14 protein-coding genes are annotated in these 15,710 nt (G+C 35.7%); 9 read left to right on the top strand and 5 right to left on the bottom strand.

What is annotated here, in order from left to right:
- The first annotated feature begins 39 nt into the window (after positions 1 to 39).
- The 4 genes from DU508_RS02195 to DU508_RS02180 all read left to right on the top strand — a co-directional run bounded on the left by DU508_RS02195 (position 40) and on the right by DU508_RS02180 (position 2,996).
- Positions 40 to 312: a hypothetical protein gene (locus tag DU508_RS02195; RefSeq protein WP_115401212.1), complete on the top strand. Its 273-nt coding sequence runs from the start codon at positions 40 to 42 to the stop codon at positions 310 to 312.
- Positions 313 to 654: 342 nt separating this feature from the next.
- Complete coding sequence (locus tag DU508_RS02190; RefSeq protein ID WP_115401211.1) at positions 655 to 1,599, top strand: phosphoribosylaminoimidazolesuccinocarboxamide synthase; 945 nt, start codon at positions 655 to 657, stop codon at positions 1,597 to 1,599.
- Positions 1,600 to 1,644: 45 nt separating this feature from the next.
- Positions 1,645 to 2,022: an STAS domain-containing protein gene (locus DU508_RS02185; RefSeq protein ID WP_115401210.1), complete on the top strand. Its 378-nt coding sequence runs from the start codon at positions 1,645 to 1,647 to the stop codon at positions 2,020 to 2,022.
- A 68-nt stretch (positions 2,023 to 2,090) separates the two neighbouring features.
- Positions 2,091 to 2,996, top strand: a complete 906-nt coding sequence (locus tag DU508_RS02180; protein WP_115401209.1) for a ribonuclease Z — start codon at positions 2,091 to 2,093, stop codon at positions 2,994 to 2,996.
- 208 nt (positions 2,997 to 3,204) lie between these two features.
- Here the strand turns inward: DU508_RS02180 and DU508_RS02175 are convergent, their stop codons facing one another.
- The 3 genes from DU508_RS02175 to DU508_RS02165 form a co-directional block, all read right to left on the bottom strand.
- Positions 3,205 to 4,158 carry an MlaD family protein gene (locus DU508_RS02175; RefSeq protein ID WP_115401208.1) on the bottom strand — a complete coding sequence of 318 codons (954 nt, stop codon included), beginning with the start codon at positions 4,156 to 4,158 and terminating at the stop codon, positions 3,205 to 3,207.
- A 177-nt stretch (positions 4,159 to 4,335) separates the two neighbouring features.
- Complete coding sequence (locus DU508_RS02170; protein WP_115401207.1) at positions 4,336 to 5,112, bottom strand: N-acetylmuramoyl-L-alanine amidase family protein; 777 nt, start codon at positions 5,110 to 5,112, stop codon at positions 4,336 to 4,338.
- A gap of 14 nt (positions 5,113 to 5,126) precedes the next feature.
- Positions 5,127 to 5,990 carry an N-acetylmuramoyl-L-alanine amidase family protein gene (locus tag DU508_RS02165; protein ID WP_115401788.1) on the bottom strand — a complete coding sequence of 288 codons (864 nt, stop codon included), beginning with the start codon at positions 5,988 to 5,990 and terminating at the stop codon, positions 5,127 to 5,129.
- Between the two features lie 74 nt (positions 5,991 to 6,064).
- On the opposite strand from DU508_RS02165, the gene DU508_RS02160 reads away from it, so the two are divergent.
- From DU508_RS02160 to trxA, 5 genes are all read left to right on the top strand, one after another.
- Positions 6,065 to 8,722 (top strand): putative LPS assembly protein LptD, encoded by a 2,658-nt coding sequence (locus DU508_RS02160; protein WP_115401206.1) that lies wholly within the window; start codon positions 6,065 to 6,067, stop codon positions 8,720 to 8,722.
- A gap of 2 nt (positions 8,723 to 8,724) precedes the next feature.
- The gene (locus DU508_RS02155) at positions 8,725 to 9,978 is read left to right on the top strand and encodes a competence/damage-inducible protein A (protein WP_115401205.1); all 1,254 of its coding nucleotides are present in this window, start codon (positions 8,725 to 8,727) and stop codon (positions 9,976 to 9,978) included.
- 47 nt (positions 9,979 to 10,025) lie between these two features.
- Positions 10,026 to 11,360: a dihydrolipoamide acetyltransferase family protein gene (locus tag DU508_RS02150; protein ID WP_115401204.1), complete on the top strand. Its 1,335-nt coding sequence runs from the start codon at positions 10,026 to 10,028 to the stop codon at positions 11,358 to 11,360.
- Between the two features lie 77 nt (positions 11,361 to 11,437).
- Positions 11,438 to 12,064: a hypothetical protein gene (locus DU508_RS02145; RefSeq protein WP_115401203.1), complete on the top strand. Its 627-nt coding sequence runs from the start codon at positions 11,438 to 11,440 to the stop codon at positions 12,062 to 12,064.
- 102 nt (positions 12,065 to 12,166) lie between these two features.
- Positions 12,167 to 12,463, top strand: a complete 297-nt coding sequence (gene trxA / locus DU508_RS02140) for a thioredoxin (RefSeq protein ID WP_115401202.1) — start codon at positions 12,167 to 12,169, stop codon at positions 12,461 to 12,463.
- Here the strand turns inward: trxA and pdeM are convergent, their stop codons facing one another.
- Together pdeM and DU508_RS02130 are read right to left on the bottom strand one after the other, a co-directional pair.
- Positions 12,464 to 13,102 (bottom strand): ligase-associated DNA damage response endonuclease PdeM, encoded by a 639-nt coding sequence (gene pdeM / locus DU508_RS02135; protein ID WP_115401201.1) that lies wholly within the window; start codon positions 13,100 to 13,102, stop codon positions 12,464 to 12,466.
- A gap of 75 nt (positions 13,103 to 13,177) precedes the next feature.
- The gene (locus tag DU508_RS02130; RefSeq protein ID WP_115401200.1) at positions 13,178 to 15,655 is read right to left on the bottom strand and encodes a ligase-associated DNA damage response DEXH box helicase; all 2,478 of its coding nucleotides are present in this window, start codon (positions 15,653 to 15,655) and stop codon (positions 13,178 to 13,180) included.
- Positions 15,656 to 15,710: the final 55 nt, after the last annotated feature.

The raw sequence follows: 15,710 nt of genomic DNA, 5'->3' as shown, positions 1-15,710 counted from the left end.
GAGGTCTCGGGTCAGAGTCGGAAGATATAAAGATAAATTATGATAAATATTTCTCTTGATGATGGTTTAAAGCTTTCTTTTGAAAAATTGCCTCATACCATACGGTTAATTGTTTCAAAAAATGATGAAGAATGGGTTTGCCGCAAAGAAAAGCTCAAAAAGCTATTTTCTTTTCTGGAGCTTGATCAGGAACCTCTATTTAAGGGAAGACTTCAATTATTTAAATCTGATGGTAAAATTAAAATTAAAAATGAGTTTATCAGTACTATCTCAACGGAGACCTTTCAACAAGCCTTAAATAAATTGAAATAATTAAACCTAGTAGTTCTTTAAGTAGCGTTCCTTAGCCTAACATCAGGATGAATTATTTATAAAGATGAATTAGTGTTTTTATGGCTTTGTAGTTACTTCATGGTCAGTTCCTTAATAACAAAAAGACCTTGAAATAAATGGCGAAGCGCTTTTGAATGCCAATAAAAACTAAAAATAATTGAAATTCGGCGTGACGACCGCCCTGGCCCAAAGCATAAATTATGCGCCATTTATGGAGTTTAATTTTCAAACTCAGCTTACAAGGTTTTTTATTAAGACATTTTATCTTCCAACTTCCCGACTTCCCAACTTCCCAACTTTTTTACTTATTTTTATGCCCTCATGAAAGCACTAAAAGAAACTCATTTTAATTTTCCAAATCAAAGCAATTTCTATAAAGGTAAAGTACGTGATGTATATACAATTGCCGATAAATTGATGGTAATGGTGGTATCAGACCGCATTTCGGCATTTGATGTTGTTTTACCCGAAGCCATTCCTTTTAAAGGTCAGGTGTTAAATCAAATTGCTGCCAAATTTTTATCTGCTACGCAGGATATCGTTCCAAACTGGGTTTTAGATGTTCCCGATCCGATGGTTACCATAGGCCGAATTTGCGAACCATTTAAGGTTGAAATGGTAATAAGAGGTTATTTAGCGGGACACGCCTGGCGTGAATACAGTGCCGGCAAACGTTCAGTTTGTGGGGTTTCCTTACCAGATGGATTAAAAGAAAATGATAAATTACCTCAACCCATCATCACACCAACAACAAAAGCATCTGTTGGGCATGATGAGGATATTTCCAAAGAAGATATTTTAGCTAAAGGAATCGTTTCTATAACCGATTATGAGCAGTTAGAAAAATACACATACGCATTATACCAAAGAGGAACTGAAATCGCCGCTAAAAGTGGATTAATTCTGGTTGATACAAAATATGAATTTGGTTCGGCCGATGGCGTAATTTATTTAATTGATGAAATTCATACGCCAGATTCATCACGCTATTTCTATGCCGATGGATATGAAGAACGCCAAAACAATAACGAACCTCAAAAACAACTTTCTAAAGAATTTGTAAGAAAATGGCTAATTGAAAATGGATTTCAGGGCAAAGACGGGCAGGTTGTTCCTGAAATGACACCTGAAATAGTAAATTCAATTTCAGAACGCTACATAGAACTTTATGAACAGATTGTGGGTGATAAGTTTATTAAAGCCGATGTCGACGCGATTTCAAATCGTATCGAAAGTAATGTTCAAAAGGCATTGGAAACGCTTTAGAATTCGAAAGAATTTTATACATTAGTGAAATAAAGATTAGAAGAGATGAAATTTTCAGTAGATAAACACGACAAATATGTAACCTTAAAGTTAAAAGAACCTAAGTTTACAAACGATAATGCACCTGGTTTAAAATCTGAATTATATTTACTTAATGCAGAGGGTTTTAAAAATATCATTGTTGATTTAAGCCATGTAAAAGAATGTAATGATGCACAGGATTTAAGCTGTCTTTTAGTTGGAGACAGGCTTTGCAAAGCCGCAGGTGGTTTATTTATTGTAACCGGAATTAATGATGAAATCGCTCCAATCATTGAATTATCAAACATATTTCAATCTGTAACGTTTGTTAATACATTAGAGGAAGCGACTGATTTCATTTTTATGGATGAGTTAGAAAAAGAATTTAGAGGCGATAAATAATCTACATTTTATAAATCTTTAAGCCTCGTAGTTTCTAAAACCTACGAGGCTTTTTATATACTACCATTATGAAATTTGAAGTTACAATTTTAGGATGTAGTTCGGCAACTCCTGTTTTTAACAGGAATCCATCTGCACAGCTTTTAAATTGCAACGAAAAATATTATTTAATTGATTGTGGTGAGGGAACTCAGCAACAGCTTACCAAATACAATTTAAAAGCCGCGCGTATAGATTATATTTTTATTAGCCATTTACATGGCGATCATTATTTTGGCCTGATTGGTTTACTTTCCAGTTTGCATTTAAATGGACGAACCAAGCCAATGCAAATTTTTGGACCAACACCCTTGCTTGAAATTTTAGAGATTCAGTTTAAATATTCGGATACGGTTTTAAGATATCCAATTGAATTTTTCCCGATTGAGGCAAACGAATCTCAACAGATATTTGAGAATAGTGATTTAATCATAAAAACTATTGTGTTGAACCACCGAATTCCAACTACTGGTTTTATTTTTCAACAGAAACAAAGACAGAGGAAACTAATAAAGGACAAAACTGAAGAAATTCCGATGGCTTATTATTCAGCTTTGAAAAAAGGTATTGATGTGGAGCTGCCGAACGGTGACATTTTAAGAAGCGAAGAATATACTACACCAGCAGATCCACCAAGATGTTATGCATATTGCTCTGATACATTATATGACGAAAGCTATTTTCCGGTAATAAAAGGTTGTGATACACTTTATCATGAAGCAACCTTTATGCACGATCTTTTAGATAGAGCCATAGAAACTCATCATACAACTGCATTACAAGCAGGAGAGGTGGCCAAAATCAATGGAGTAAAGAAATTGTTAATCGGACATTTTTCATCCCGTTATAAAACACTCCAGATGCTTTTAGAAGAAACTCAGTCTGTTTTTGAAAATACTGAATTAGCAGTTGAGGGAAGGACCTTCCACTTGTAACTTAATGCCTAAGATGGAAAGTTGCTGAAAATCATTCAGTAAGTTCTAAATAGGTTGGCTATGGGCAGTTTTAAGAGTTGACAACTTTAATAGCCATACGAAAAGAAAGTTGTCAGCTCTGGAAAAAGAGTATCATCTTAAGATAAATCATTAAATCAAAAAAGCCTTACAGTATACACTGCAAGGCTTTCAACTTTATAAAAATTGATTACTTATCTTTATTGCCACCGCCTCCAAATACCGAGAAGTGAACGTAACGTTTAGGATTTGCTTTTAAATCTATTATTAAGTCATCAAGATTTTTTGATGCATTATTTAGGTTTTGGTACATTTTATCATCATTTAACAATAAGCCTAAACTTCCTTTTCCATTTTTAATGCCAGAAATTAAGCCTTGTAAATCGGCAATGGCATTGTTTGCATTATCAACAGTTTCTTTAAAATTAGCAGCAGCGAACTTATCTGTAACGGTGTTAATATTGGTTAAGATATCGCTGATTTTTTTGTTGTTATTATTAAGGTTAGCCGTAATGCCTTCTACATTTCTAAATATGGCTTCGATACGAGCGCTTTCAGAACCTACTAATCCATCCACTTTTTTAGAAGTATTTTCCAATGAAGCCAATGTACCGGCAATACTATTGAAGCTTCTGTCAACATTCTTTTGAAAATTAGGATTTAAAATCGAATTCACACTGCTTAAAATTGAATCCATTTTACCAATAATCAGTTCAGCTTTCTTTTGAACAGGTTGAACTTGTTCCATTAAGCCTTTTTCTACGTTGGCATTTAATGTAAATCCATCTTCAGCCATTTTTTTTGAATTTCCTAATGACATTACAATTGCCTTGCTACCTAATAAATCCGTGCCTTCTAAACGGGCAATACTATTTTCAGGAATATCGTATTTGCTATTAATGCTCAGGGTTGCCAAAATAGTTCCACCAGGTTCAAGCTGTAGTTTTGCAACGCGACCAATCTGGTAACCATTAATTAAAACTGGTTTTGAAACGGTTAAGCCATCAACTCTGGTGTACCTTGCAAATAAGGTTGTTTCACTTGAAAAAATGGAATTTCCCTTTAAAAAATTATATCCAATAATTAATAAAGCAATAGCAAATGCAGCTAAAATACCTACTTTGGTTTCGTTCTTAATCTTCATGAGTGTTTTTTATTTAACGGCTACAAGTGCTAAAATTAGTAATTAATACTTGCCCGAGCGTAATTCTTTCTTGTTAGATGTAAAATATGTAAATGTTATTACATAATGCTTACATGTATCTTTTTGTTTGGTATTTGATTTATTTTTTTGTTGAACGACTAACATTTATAATGCCAGTTATTCAATCTCTATATTTTTTTTGTAAGTTTTAATGGCAGCTAAAATAGAAGCTGCTATTTCATTTTGGCCGTTTTCAGAGTTGATATATTTTTCTTCTTCCTTGTTTGATATGAAACCCACTTCTGTTAAAACAGCAGGCATTCCGCATCGCTGTAAAACCAAAACACCTTGTTCTTTAACCCCTCTGCTTAATCTGTTATCTCTACTGATGTAGCTGTTTTGTATTAATTTGGCAAATTTAATGCTTTTATCCCGAAAGGTGTTTTTTAGTAATGATAAAAGAATAAAAGTACTGGGGTTGGCAGGATCGTAACCATCATATTTACTTTTATAATTCTTCTCTAATTTAATATCGGCATTTTCACGTATTGCAGCATCCTGCTCTTTCAATCGATGTGAACCTGCTACCAGTGTTTCGGCACCTTTAATATGCTTGTTGCCTGGTGGCATGGAATTGCAGTGAATCGAGATAAAAATATCGGCATTTGCATCATTTGCTATTTCGGCTCTCCGATATAAATCCACATCCACATCTTTGGTTCGGGTATAAATAATTTTAACATCTGGTAATTCCTGTTTCAATTTGGCGCCGAGCTTTAATGAAACCTTCAGTGCAATATCTTTTTCTGTTGAGAAACTACCTGATGCGCCAGGTTTTTTGCCTCCATGTCCGGGATCAATCACTATGGTTTTAATTTTATATCCCTGTGCAAATAACGAATTTGAGATAATTGGAGAAAGAAAAAATAGTAATGCAAGAAGTTTAATCTTCATTTTTTAGGGATGTATTAGAATGATGTCTCTGCTATGCGTTTATAATTTTTTATTGCTTTTATAATACCGTTAACAATTTCGTTCTGGCCTTCAGATGAGTTCATGTAATCTTCCTCTTCAGGATTACTAACGAAGCCAATTTCAGTTAAAACTGCAGGCATAGATGCTCTTGCTAAAACCGCTAAACTTTTTTCCTGTACTCCACGATTAATTCTACCGGCGTTTATATATTCCTGTTGTAGAAGTGAGGCAAACTTTAAACTTCTTTCTCTGTTGGTTTGTTTCATTAAAGAAAGCATAATGTCGTTTTCAGGTGTGTTAGCAATAAATCCCTCATAATTTTTTTGATAATTATCTTCCAGAAACATAGATGCATTCTCTCGTTTAATTACCTCATCCTGCTCGCCTAAACGTCCTGTACCAGATACAAATGTTTCTGTTCCCCTAGTAGAAGTGCTTTTTGAAACCACCGAGCGGTAAACAGGTACGCTTTTACCTTTAACTTTTTTGTAATAATCAACCACTTTAGTTACCCTTACAGGCATATCATTTAAGTGAATTGATATAAATAAATCTGCTTTTGCATTATTTGCAATATTAATCCGCTCGTATAAAGGAATAAAAACGTCGGTTTGTCTGGTATAAATAACTCTAATATCCTTAATGCTGTCCTGAAGTGCCTTCCCTAAGTTCAGCGCTGTTTTTAGTGCAACATCTTTTTCTTTTGAATAAAGGCCATGAGTTGCCCCATCCTTGCCGCCGTGACCCGCATCAATTACAATTGTTTTAATTTTATAATCTTGTGCAAAGGCTTGATTATCAATTGTATTGGTTAGTGCAAAACAAATAATAAGTGTTAAAATGGTTTTAAGATACATCAATGGTATATTTTTCACTAATTTTGAACGTTTTTGATTAAACATTTGTGCAAAAATAACATTCAAATACGAATTTGAAACTTCTTAAGAGCTCTATTTTACTAATTTCTGTCATTTTATTAACACATGGTGTTGGTAAAGCTAACGCATTTTCTTCTTTTTCATTGCAACAAATTATTCAGCAAGACACTTCTAAAAGGGATACATCCAAAAAAGAAACCAAAAACAATAGTGGTTTGGAGGAAAAAGTGGAGTATAGAGCCGATTCTGTTAAGTTTAATAAAAGCAAAAGCATTGTTTACATGTATGGTAATGCAAGGGTAAATTATGGTGATTTTGAACTCGATGCTGATTACATCAGATATGATTCAGAAAAGAAAGAAATCTTTGCCAGCGGTAGAATAGATCCTAAAACGAATAAATACATTGGGAAACCAATATTCAAATCTGGCGCTGAAGGATCTGCTATAGCCGACTCACTTTACTATAATTCTGAAACCACCCGGGCAAAAGTATTTGGTGTTTTCTCTGAACAGGAAGGTGGTTTCTTTTCTGGTGGACAGAGTAAAAAACAAATAGATGATGAGCTGCACATTAAAAATGTAATGTACAGTACCTGTAATTTGCCCCATCCACATTTTGGCTTAATGATTTCAAAAGGGGTTGTTACCGAAAAGCAAATTATCACCGGCCCTGTTTATATGATTATTGAAGATGTTCCAACGCCTTTGGGATTACCATTTGCGTTTTTTCCTAAGCCCAATAAACGAACATCCGGTATAATTCTGCCGACTCCGGGGGAAGATATAACAAGGGGATTCTTTTTACAAAATGGTGGTTACTATCTCGGTTTAAACGATTATTGGGATGCAAAAATACTCGGGAGTATTTATACCAATGGTTCTTATGAAACAAACGTCCTTACCAACTATATTAAAAGATATAAATATAGTGGTAACATTGGGTTAAGTTATAATAGCGTCAAAAATGGTTTAGAAGGTACAGAAGCTTTCAAAAACCCTAATAAGGATTTTAGTATCAGGTGGTCGCACTCACAAAATGCAAATGCTCACCCTGGTTCTACATTTAGCGCCAGCGTAAACATTACTTCAAGTAGCTATTATACTAATAGTCCTGCAAACCTTAATTATGATTTAAGTGCGATTGCTAATAATACCACTAATAGTAGTATCAGTTATTCCAAAACGTTTTCTAATAACATGAACTACTCGTTATCCATGACGAGTAATCAAACGCTAAGAACCCGTGATGTATCAATCCGGCTGCCAGATGCGACGTTCAACGTGCCTACTTTTAGTCCTTTCGATTCAAAAAATCGTTTAGGAGAGCAAAAGTGGTATCAGAAAATTACTGTCGGTTATGCGCTTCAGGGAACAAATGCAATTGATACTAAAGATAGTTTGTTATTTCAAAATGATGGTTTAAAACGCTTAAGATCAGGCTTTAGTCACTCTATTCCGATCAATATGTCATTTACTGCGCTAAAGTATCTGAATTTTTCAATGGGTGGAAGTTATAATGAAGTATGGAATTTTCAACATATCCAAAAGCGGTTCACTACTTTTGATGATGGAACTTATACAGAAAGAATTGATACCTTAAGTGGTTTCAAAAGAGCGGGGAGTTATAACCTATCCACCAGTCTTTCTACCAAGATTTATGGAAAGAAAGAATTTAAGAATTTGGGAAATATTAAGGCATTACGACATGTGATGACTCCAAATGCGTCTTTTAACTATTCTCCAGACTTTACAAGAGCGGGAAGCGGTCCTTTTCTGGCAGCAATAGATCAAAATGGAAATAAAGTACTAGATACTTACGGACAACCCTTAACATATTCTGTTTTTCAGGGAATGGCTTACCAGGGATCGTTTTCTGGAAGAGCCGCTTCAATAGGTTTCGGAGTGGACAATACTGTTGAACTAAAAGTTAAATCAAGTAAAGACACAACCGGAACAGGTGAACGTAAAATTCCGATTATTCAAGGATTAAGTATTACGGGTTCTTATAATTTCTTAGCGCCTAGAAATAAACTTTCTACGCTTAGTTTTAATGGACGTTCTCAGTTTACAGATAAATTGGGGATAAATTACAACGGAACATTTGACCCCTATGATTTAGATGAAACCGTTGACCCGGTTACCGGACAGAAGACATTTACAAGAAGTAACACATTTACCTGGCGTAGAGGAGGTAGATTTCCAAGGTTAACTTCAATTGGTTTCTCTTTTGATTACAGTTTAAACCCTGATGCATTAAAACGGAAAAATGATGCAAATGATAAACTCAGCGAAACCGCTAAGGAAAGAGGTTTATCACCTTTACAATCAGAACAATTAGCCGCAATAAGCCGAGATCCGAATGCTTTTGTTGATTTTAATATTCCCTGGAATTTTTCATTCTCCTATAGCTTTCAATACAGTAATGATTTTGGTATGAGTACCACAAGTAATACATTGAATTTTAATGGTGATTTGAATCTAACACCAAAATGGAAGGTGACTTTTAATTCAGGTTATGATTTTCAGAATAATGGCTTAACACCGATGAACATAGGTATTTACCGCGATTTACATTGCTGGGATATGAGCATTAACTGGGTACCCTATGGTGCATACAAAAGTTATTCTTTGACATTAAAAGTGAAGGCATCAATCCTTCAGGATTTAAAATTGAGCAAAAGACAAGGTTTCTATAATACATACCAATAAATATGTTAGCTGAAATTATAACCATTGGTGATGAGATTCTCATCGGTCAGATTGTTGACACCAATTCAGCCTGGATAGCTAAACAGTTAAATTTAATAGGTGTTTCTGTTAAGCAAATCACATCAATTTCTGATGATGAACAACATATTTTATCAGCTTTGGCTGACGCGGAAAAACGCGCCGATATCATTTTAATTACCGGCGGATTAGGTCCGACGAAGGATGATGTTACCAAAAAAACTCTGGCTAAATATTTTAATATGGGCTTTCGCAGTGATGCTGGCGCATTGGAAATGGTACGTCAGATTTTTGAAAAATATAAGCGCCCATTGCTTGATGTTAACATTCAACAGGCCGATGTTCCCGATGGTTGTGAAGTTATTGTAAATAAAAATGGAACAGCGCCTTGCATGTGGTTTGAGCAAAATGATAAGATTATTGTTTCAATGCCTGGTGTTCCTCATGAAATGATGTATTTAATGGATGATGAAATTCTTCCCAGAATTAAACTTAGATTCAAACTTCCGGCTATCATTCATAAAACCATTCTCACTGTAAATATTGGAGAATCTTTTTTAGCTAAAGAGATTGAAGAAATTGAGAATAGTTTACCAGGACATATCAAACTTGCTTATTTACCCAAATTGGGTCAGGTCCGTTTACGTTTATCTGCCAGTGGCAAAGAAGAAACTCTTTTAAAAGCCGAAGTGGAAGCATACGCTCAACAAATTATTGCAAAAGTTAAGAAGTTTGTTGTTGTCGATGAGGATATTCCTTTAGAGAAAGCGATTTTGAATATCATGGAAGATAATCAATTGACGTTATCGACTGCCGAAAGCTGTACCGGAGGTTATATTGCACACTTGATTACGCAGCACCCTGGTTGTTCTTCGGTTTACTTTGGCGGGGCAGTTACTTATGCTTGTGAGCTAAAGGAATCCATTTTGGGTGTTAAGAAAGATACTTTAGCTGCTTTCGGTGCAGTTAGCGAGCAAACGGTAACTGAAATGGCAGAAGGTGCTGTAAGACATTTTAAAACGGATTACGCCATTGCGGTAAGTGGAGTTGCCGGGCCCGATGGCGGAACAGAAGAGAAGCCGGTGGGAATGGTTTGGATTGCAATTTCTTCAAAGCACAAAACCATAGCTAAAGTGTTTAATTTCAGTAATAAACGCATTCAAAACATCCAAAGAGCAGCAACATCAGCTTTGACTATGTTGTTAAATATACTTAAGGAAGACCTAGACAACGAATAAAAACTGTATTTTTGTCGGGTTACCAATATAAAATACTGTAATTTAATATGGCTCAATACGAACTATTGTTACCAAAAATGGGTGAAAGTGTTGCAGAAGCAACAGTGATTAAATGGGTAAAACAAGTTGGCGATTCTATTGATTTAGATGATACTATTCTGGAAATAGCAACTGATAAAGTTGATTCTGAAGTGCCATCACCTGTTTCCGGTAAATTGGTTAAACAATTATTTAAGGAAGATGAAGTTGCTCAGGTTGGTGATATCATTGCAATTATCGAAACAGAAGGTGGTCATGATGTAAAACCAGAAGAACCTGCTGCTGCTCCGATTGTGGAAGAAAAAGCTGAGGCCATTCCTGGCATTGATCAATTGGCTGTTGAAAAAACAGTGACTCAAAATGATTTTGCCACTTCAGATCGCTTTTATTCTCCACTGGTTAAAAGTATTGCTGCACAAGAGAATATTACTTTAGCTGAATTAGATTCAATTAAAGGTTCTGGTGCTGATGGTCGCTTAAATAAAGATGACTTATTAAATTATATCGCCAGTAAAAATGGAGGTCAGCCAGTTGAAACTTCTCAAGCACAAGCTGCAAAAACAACAATAGAAACAGCATCTGCTGCTCCACAAACTCCAGCTATAAATAAAACATCAACAACCAGTGTAAGTGGTAATGATGAAATTATAGAAATGGACAGGATGCGTAAGTTGATTGCCGATCATATGGTGATGAGCAAAACGACTTCGCCCCATGTAACTTCTTTTGTTGAAGCCGATGTAACCAATATGGTTTTATGGCGCAATAAAGTGAAAAACAGCTTCGAAAAGCGGGAGAATGAGAAAATAACTTTTACTCCGATTTTTGTTGAGGCGGTAGCAAAAGCAATTAAAGATTTTCCAATGATCAATGTATCTGTTAACGGAACTCAAATCATTAAGAAAAGAGACATCAATATTGGTATGGCTGCAGCTTTACCAAGTGGAAACTTAATTGTTCCTGTGATCAGAAATGCTGATCAGCTTAATCTTGTCGGTTTAACAAAATCAGTTAATGATTTAGCAACCAGAGCAAGAAACGCTAAATTAAAACCAGATGAAACTCAGGGCGGTACTTTCACGCTAACCAATGTGGGTTCGTTTGGAAATGTAATGGGCACACCAATTATTAACCAACCTCAGGTAGCCATTTTAGCTGTTGGTGCGATTAAAAAGAAACCAGCCGTTTTAGAAACCGAATATGGTGATGTAATTGCGATTCGCCACATGATGTTCCTTTCTTTGTCTTACGACCATAGAGTAGTTGATGGTTCATTAGGAGGGATGTTCGTTCGCAGAGTAGCTGATTATTTGGAAGCGTGGGACTTGAATAGAGAAATCTAATTAGTTTGCAATTACCAGTTAGTTTTCAGTTAGATGAAATGCCAGCCACTTCTTAGTTTAACAATGAAAAAATAGAGATGTTAGATTCAGTTTTACAATCGATAGTTACTGATAATGTATTACATGCCAAATGGTTAAATACATTGTCTTATATGGAAAATGCAGGTGCAAAGAAGATTTCGGCATCAGAACATAAAGAAAATGTAAATCTCATTATTCTTAAACATGCTGCTGAAGAACATCGTCATGCTTATTATTTAAAAAAGCAAATTGCAAAGGTTGGAGAAGATTTATGTAAAACTTATACCAATACAGAATTACTTTCTCCTAACCAAACAAAATACTATTTACATGCTTTGGATATCGCTGTTTGCCGTTATTTAAAAGCAAAGTTTAATCTATCAGGATATGAGCTGAAATTTGCTGCTTATCTATTTGTAACTTATGCCATCGAAGTTCGTGCAGATGAACTTTACCCGGTTTATCAATCAGTATTGGATGAGGCTAAAAGCAAGGTAAATGTAAAATCGATTATTTTGGAAGAAGAAGGCCATCTTGAAGAAATGATCAATCAACTGGTTGCTTTTTCTGATGATTGGGAAAACCACGCTGCTGAAGTAATTAAAATTGAGCAGGCTTTGTTTGATAGCTGGGTAGGAGCATTAAATGCAGAGTTGCTGACTGATAAAGAGATTAAATCGTAAATGATTAACGTTATATTAAAGAAGTCAAGTTTTTAAAAGCTTGACTTCTTTCGTTTAAAACCAAAACCATCAGGTATTTGTTTGTAAATAAAAATTAAAATCATGGCTAAGTTTTCAGAATTAATAAATGGCAATAAACCTGTATTGGTTGATTTTTTTGCAGAGTGGTGCGGCCCCTGTAAAATGATGAAACCAATTTTAGCACAATTGAAAGCTCAGGTTGGTGATTCTGTTTCAATTATTAAAGTTGATATTGATAAGAATCAGGCTGCTGCTGCCGCTTACAGTGTTCAAAGTGTACCAACGCTTATGTTATTTAAAAATGGCAAACAAATCTGGCGTCAGAGCGGGGTTTTGCAAGCATCCCAACTGAAGCAAATCATAGATTCACATGCCTGATTATACTTGTACAACATTTTTTGGAGTGATGGCAAAAATTCTTTCTGAATTTTTCGGATAGATATTATACAAACCCGTAAATGCGCTGAAAGCGGGTAAAACGGCATAATCATTACCAAAGTAAAAGCAGGGAAATTTTAAACGTTGTTTTGCTTTGCCAACAATAGTAACACCTGGATGGATGTGCCCGCTAATGGGATATAACTCTTCTTCAGTGCACTGAGGTGCATCGTGAATAAAGCAAAATGGACCCAGACAGAAACTTGGTTCATGGATTTCAATGCTCATTTTGTTATAATCTGCTTTGGATAATCTGTCGTGATTTCCCTTAACAAGTATAAAATTCAATTCCTGATAACGCTTTCTCCACTCATAAAATTCATCAATATCTGTATTTAAACCATGATGAAACATATCTCCATTAACCAATAACATTTTTGGATTGTACTTATCAATAAGCAAGCTTAAACGTTGTAAGTCATTTTGTGCTATGGTTGATGGCACCTGAACACCAGCTTTACGAAAATGAGCTGATTTACCAATGTGTAAATCACTAATGGCTAAAAGTTGGTGCTGAGGTAAGTATAAAGCCCTTTCTTTATCTAAAATCAATTCTTCTCCGTGGCTTGTAATCGTCATGTAGTTTTCTTGTCATTCTGAACTTGCTAAACGACTTTCCAGGCATTTTAACAAGCTCCACTTTACTTATTGAGGTTACTTAATTTTCTCCGATTCGGCTTTCATTCTTGCAATTCGTTGTTCCAATTCTTCTGAACTCATGTTTTCCCTCAAACTATCTACTTTAATCGGGAAAGAGAATGGTGTAAAACTCTTCGGATTGGTAATAATAATTGTGCCGTTTTGAATTCTTTCTAAAGCGGCTGCTAATCTGGGTTCTTCCAATTGCTGATAAAATACCTCATCGTAAGCTTGCCGCAAAAGTAAATTATGTTTATCGTAATCGCTAAAAACATTAAAAAATAAACCTGCAGATGACTGGAGATGTTTATTTGCCACATACTTTCCAGGGTAACCTTGAAAAACCAGTCCTGAAATGCAGGCAATATCACGGAATTTACGTCGGGCCATTTCTGTTGAGTTAATACTTAAAGTAATGTCTTCTGTAAGGTTTTTTGGAGAGAAAATTTCATAAGCAATTGATTCATCCATAGGGATTTCAGTTTCACTCAATAACTCAAAGCCATAATCGTTCATGGCAATGGAAAAACTAATGGGCAGAAGTTTACTTAAACGATAGGCTACGAGCGCTGCTAAAACTTCATGAACCAAGCGCCCTTCAAAAGGATAAGCGAAAAGATGAAATCCTTCTTTATTATTGATGAGCTCAATCAATAACTCATCATTTCGTGGTACATGTGAGCGTTTCTCTTGCAATAGAAATAAAGGGTAAACAGCATCTAGTTCTTCATCCTGATGAGTTTTATTAAGGGCTTCATTATATTTTTTACGGAGAACCGAACCCAAATTTGAAGATAGTGGCAACCTACCACCATTCCAGCTGGGAGAAATTGCATTTTTCTGTTTGCTTACACGAACCACCACGGTCATATCCTTTACCTGTATAAACTCCAATACTCTGCCAGCCAATCTGAAATTATCGCCGGCTTTCAGGCGGGTGACAAAAAATTCTTCAATCATGCCAATGTAACCGCCAGAAATGAACTTAACTTTCAGCATGGCATCACTCACAATCGTTCCGATATGTAACCGATGGCGCATGGCCAACTGCCTGCTTTTCACTTTCCAAAGGCCATCTTCATCTTTAGTAACCTTTTTAAATTCGTTATAAGCACTTAAACTATCGCCGCCTGATGTGATGAACTGCATTACCCAACTCCATTCTTCTGGTAAAATCAGCTTAAATGCATGGGTGTTTTTAATTTCTTCATAAATGACCTTATCATCAAAACCATCGCCAATGGCCAGCGTAACCAAATATTGAATCAGTGTATCGAAAATCATAATAAAAGGTTCTCTGCTTTCAATATTGTTGGTTTTCGCTGCTTCTTTAATGGCGGCAGCTTCTACTAATTCCAAAGCATGAGTTGGCAGGAAGTATATTTTAGAAATCTCGTGGGGAGAATGCCCTGAACGGCCTGCACGCTGTAAAAATCGTGCAACTCCTTTTGGCGACCCCACTTGAACAACAGTATCAACAGGTTTAAAATCGACACCTAAATCCAAAGATGAAGTAGCGATCACTGCTTTTAACTGACCTGTGTGCAATGCATCTTCAATCCAGTTGCGTAATTCAAAATCTATAGAACCATGGTGGATTGCAATTCTTCCGGCCAATTCAGGTTCTATGTTTAGCAAATGCTGATACCACATTTCTGATTGACCGCGTGTGTTGATGAAAATCAATGTGGTTTTGCTTTTTTCAATAATTGGTAAAAGTTTATAAGCCAGTTTTAAACCCAAATGGCCTGCCCATGGCAATGTTTCAATATCATCAGGCAAAATGGATTTGATGAGTATTTTCTTTTCTAAATCAGCTTTTACGATAATTCTTTTGGTTTCCGGGTTTGGCGCTAAAACATCCAGTGCCTCCTCTATATTGCCGATGGTTGCAGAAATTCCCCAAACCCTCAAGAACTGGTTTTTCTCCAGTTTTTGTAAGCCTTTGATTCTTGAAATGGCAAGTTCCACTAATACGCCACGTTTGCTGCCTAACAATTCATGCCATTCATCAGCAACGATGCATTTAAGGTTTCTGAATAATGTTGATGAACCTTTTTGTGCTAAAAGAAGATGCAGACTTTCAGGCGTAATCAATAGTATTTCAGGCATGGATTTTTTCTGCTGAACTTTTTCTGCCTGAGAAGTATCGCCATTGCGAACACCAACGTGCCAATCTAATTCCAGTTCCAGCAATGTTTCCCGCATGGCTCTTGCAATGTCTTTAGCTAAGGAGCGGAGTGGAGTAATCCAGATTAACTGAAGGCGGTCTTTTGCTTTTTTACCATTCGCTTCTGATGAATTTAAAGCTTCTATCGCAACAGCAAGAAATAAAGAAAATGTTTTCCCGAAGCCCGTAGGAGCGTTAACCAGACCACTATAACCATTTAAATAGTATTGCCAGGCATCTTCCTGAAACTTAAACGGCTTACGACCATTGGCTTTAAGCCACTGCTTAATTTTTTTATAGCCTTTGGTTTTTGTTTGATCCATATTTTAATGAGAGAACTAATTTAATCTTTTTATTTAGGTGATGATCATCATTGCA

It is taken from the genome of Pedobacter chinensis (genome assembly GCF_003339865.1).
GTDB lineage: Bacteria > Bacteroidota > Bacteroidia > Sphingobacteriales > Sphingobacteriaceae > Pedobacter > Pedobacter chinensis.
Note: the sequence above shows the minus strand (reverse complement) of the source record. Positions and strands in the feature narration are given on the sequence as shown.

Coding starts and splice junctions, on each gene's coding strand:
- DU508_RS02175 (WP_115401208.1), bottom strand. CDS start 4,158: ATGAAGATTAAGAACGAAACCAAAGTAGGTATTTTAGCTGCATTTGCT.
- DU508_RS02165 (WP_115401788.1), bottom strand. CDS start 5,990: ATGTATCTTAAAACCATTTTAACACTTATTATTTGTTTTGCACTAACC.
- DU508_RS02170 (WP_115401207.1), bottom strand. CDS start 5,112: ATGAAGATTAAACTTCTTGCATTACTATTTTTTCTTTCTCCAATTATC.
- DU508_RS02130 (WP_115401200.1), bottom strand. CDS start 15,655: ATGGATCAAACAAAAACCAAAGGCTATAAAAAAATTAAGCAGTGGCTT.
- pdeM (WP_115401201.1), bottom strand. CDS start 13,102: ATGACGATTACAAGCCACGGAGAAGAATTGATTTTAGATAAAGAAAGG.
- DU508_RS02185 (WP_115401210.1), top strand. CDS start 1,645: ATGAAATTTTCAGTAGATAAACACGACAAATATGTAACCTTAAAGTTA.
- DU508_RS02155 (WP_115401205.1), top strand. CDS start 8,725: ATGTTAGCTGAAATTATAACCATTGGTGATGAGATTCTCATCGGTCAG.
- DU508_RS02195 (WP_115401212.1), top strand. CDS start 40: ATGATAAATATTTCTCTTGATGATGGTTTAAAGCTTTCTTTTGAAAAA.
- DU508_RS02145 (WP_115401203.1), top strand. CDS start 11,438: ATGTTAGATTCAGTTTTACAATCGATAGTTACTGATAATGTATTACAT.
- DU508_RS02190 (WP_115401211.1), top strand. CDS start 655: ATGAAAGCACTAAAAGAAACTCATTTTAATTTTCCAAATCAAAGCAAT.
- trxA (WP_115401202.1), top strand. CDS start 12,167: ATGGCTAAGTTTTCAGAATTAATAAATGGCAATAAACCTGTATTGGTT.
- DU508_RS02150 (WP_115401204.1), top strand. CDS start 10,026: ATGGCTCAATACGAACTATTGTTACCAAAAATGGGTGAAAGTGTTGCA.
- DU508_RS02180 (WP_115401209.1), top strand. CDS start 2,091: ATGAAATTTGAAGTTACAATTTTAGGATGTAGTTCGGCAACTCCTGTT.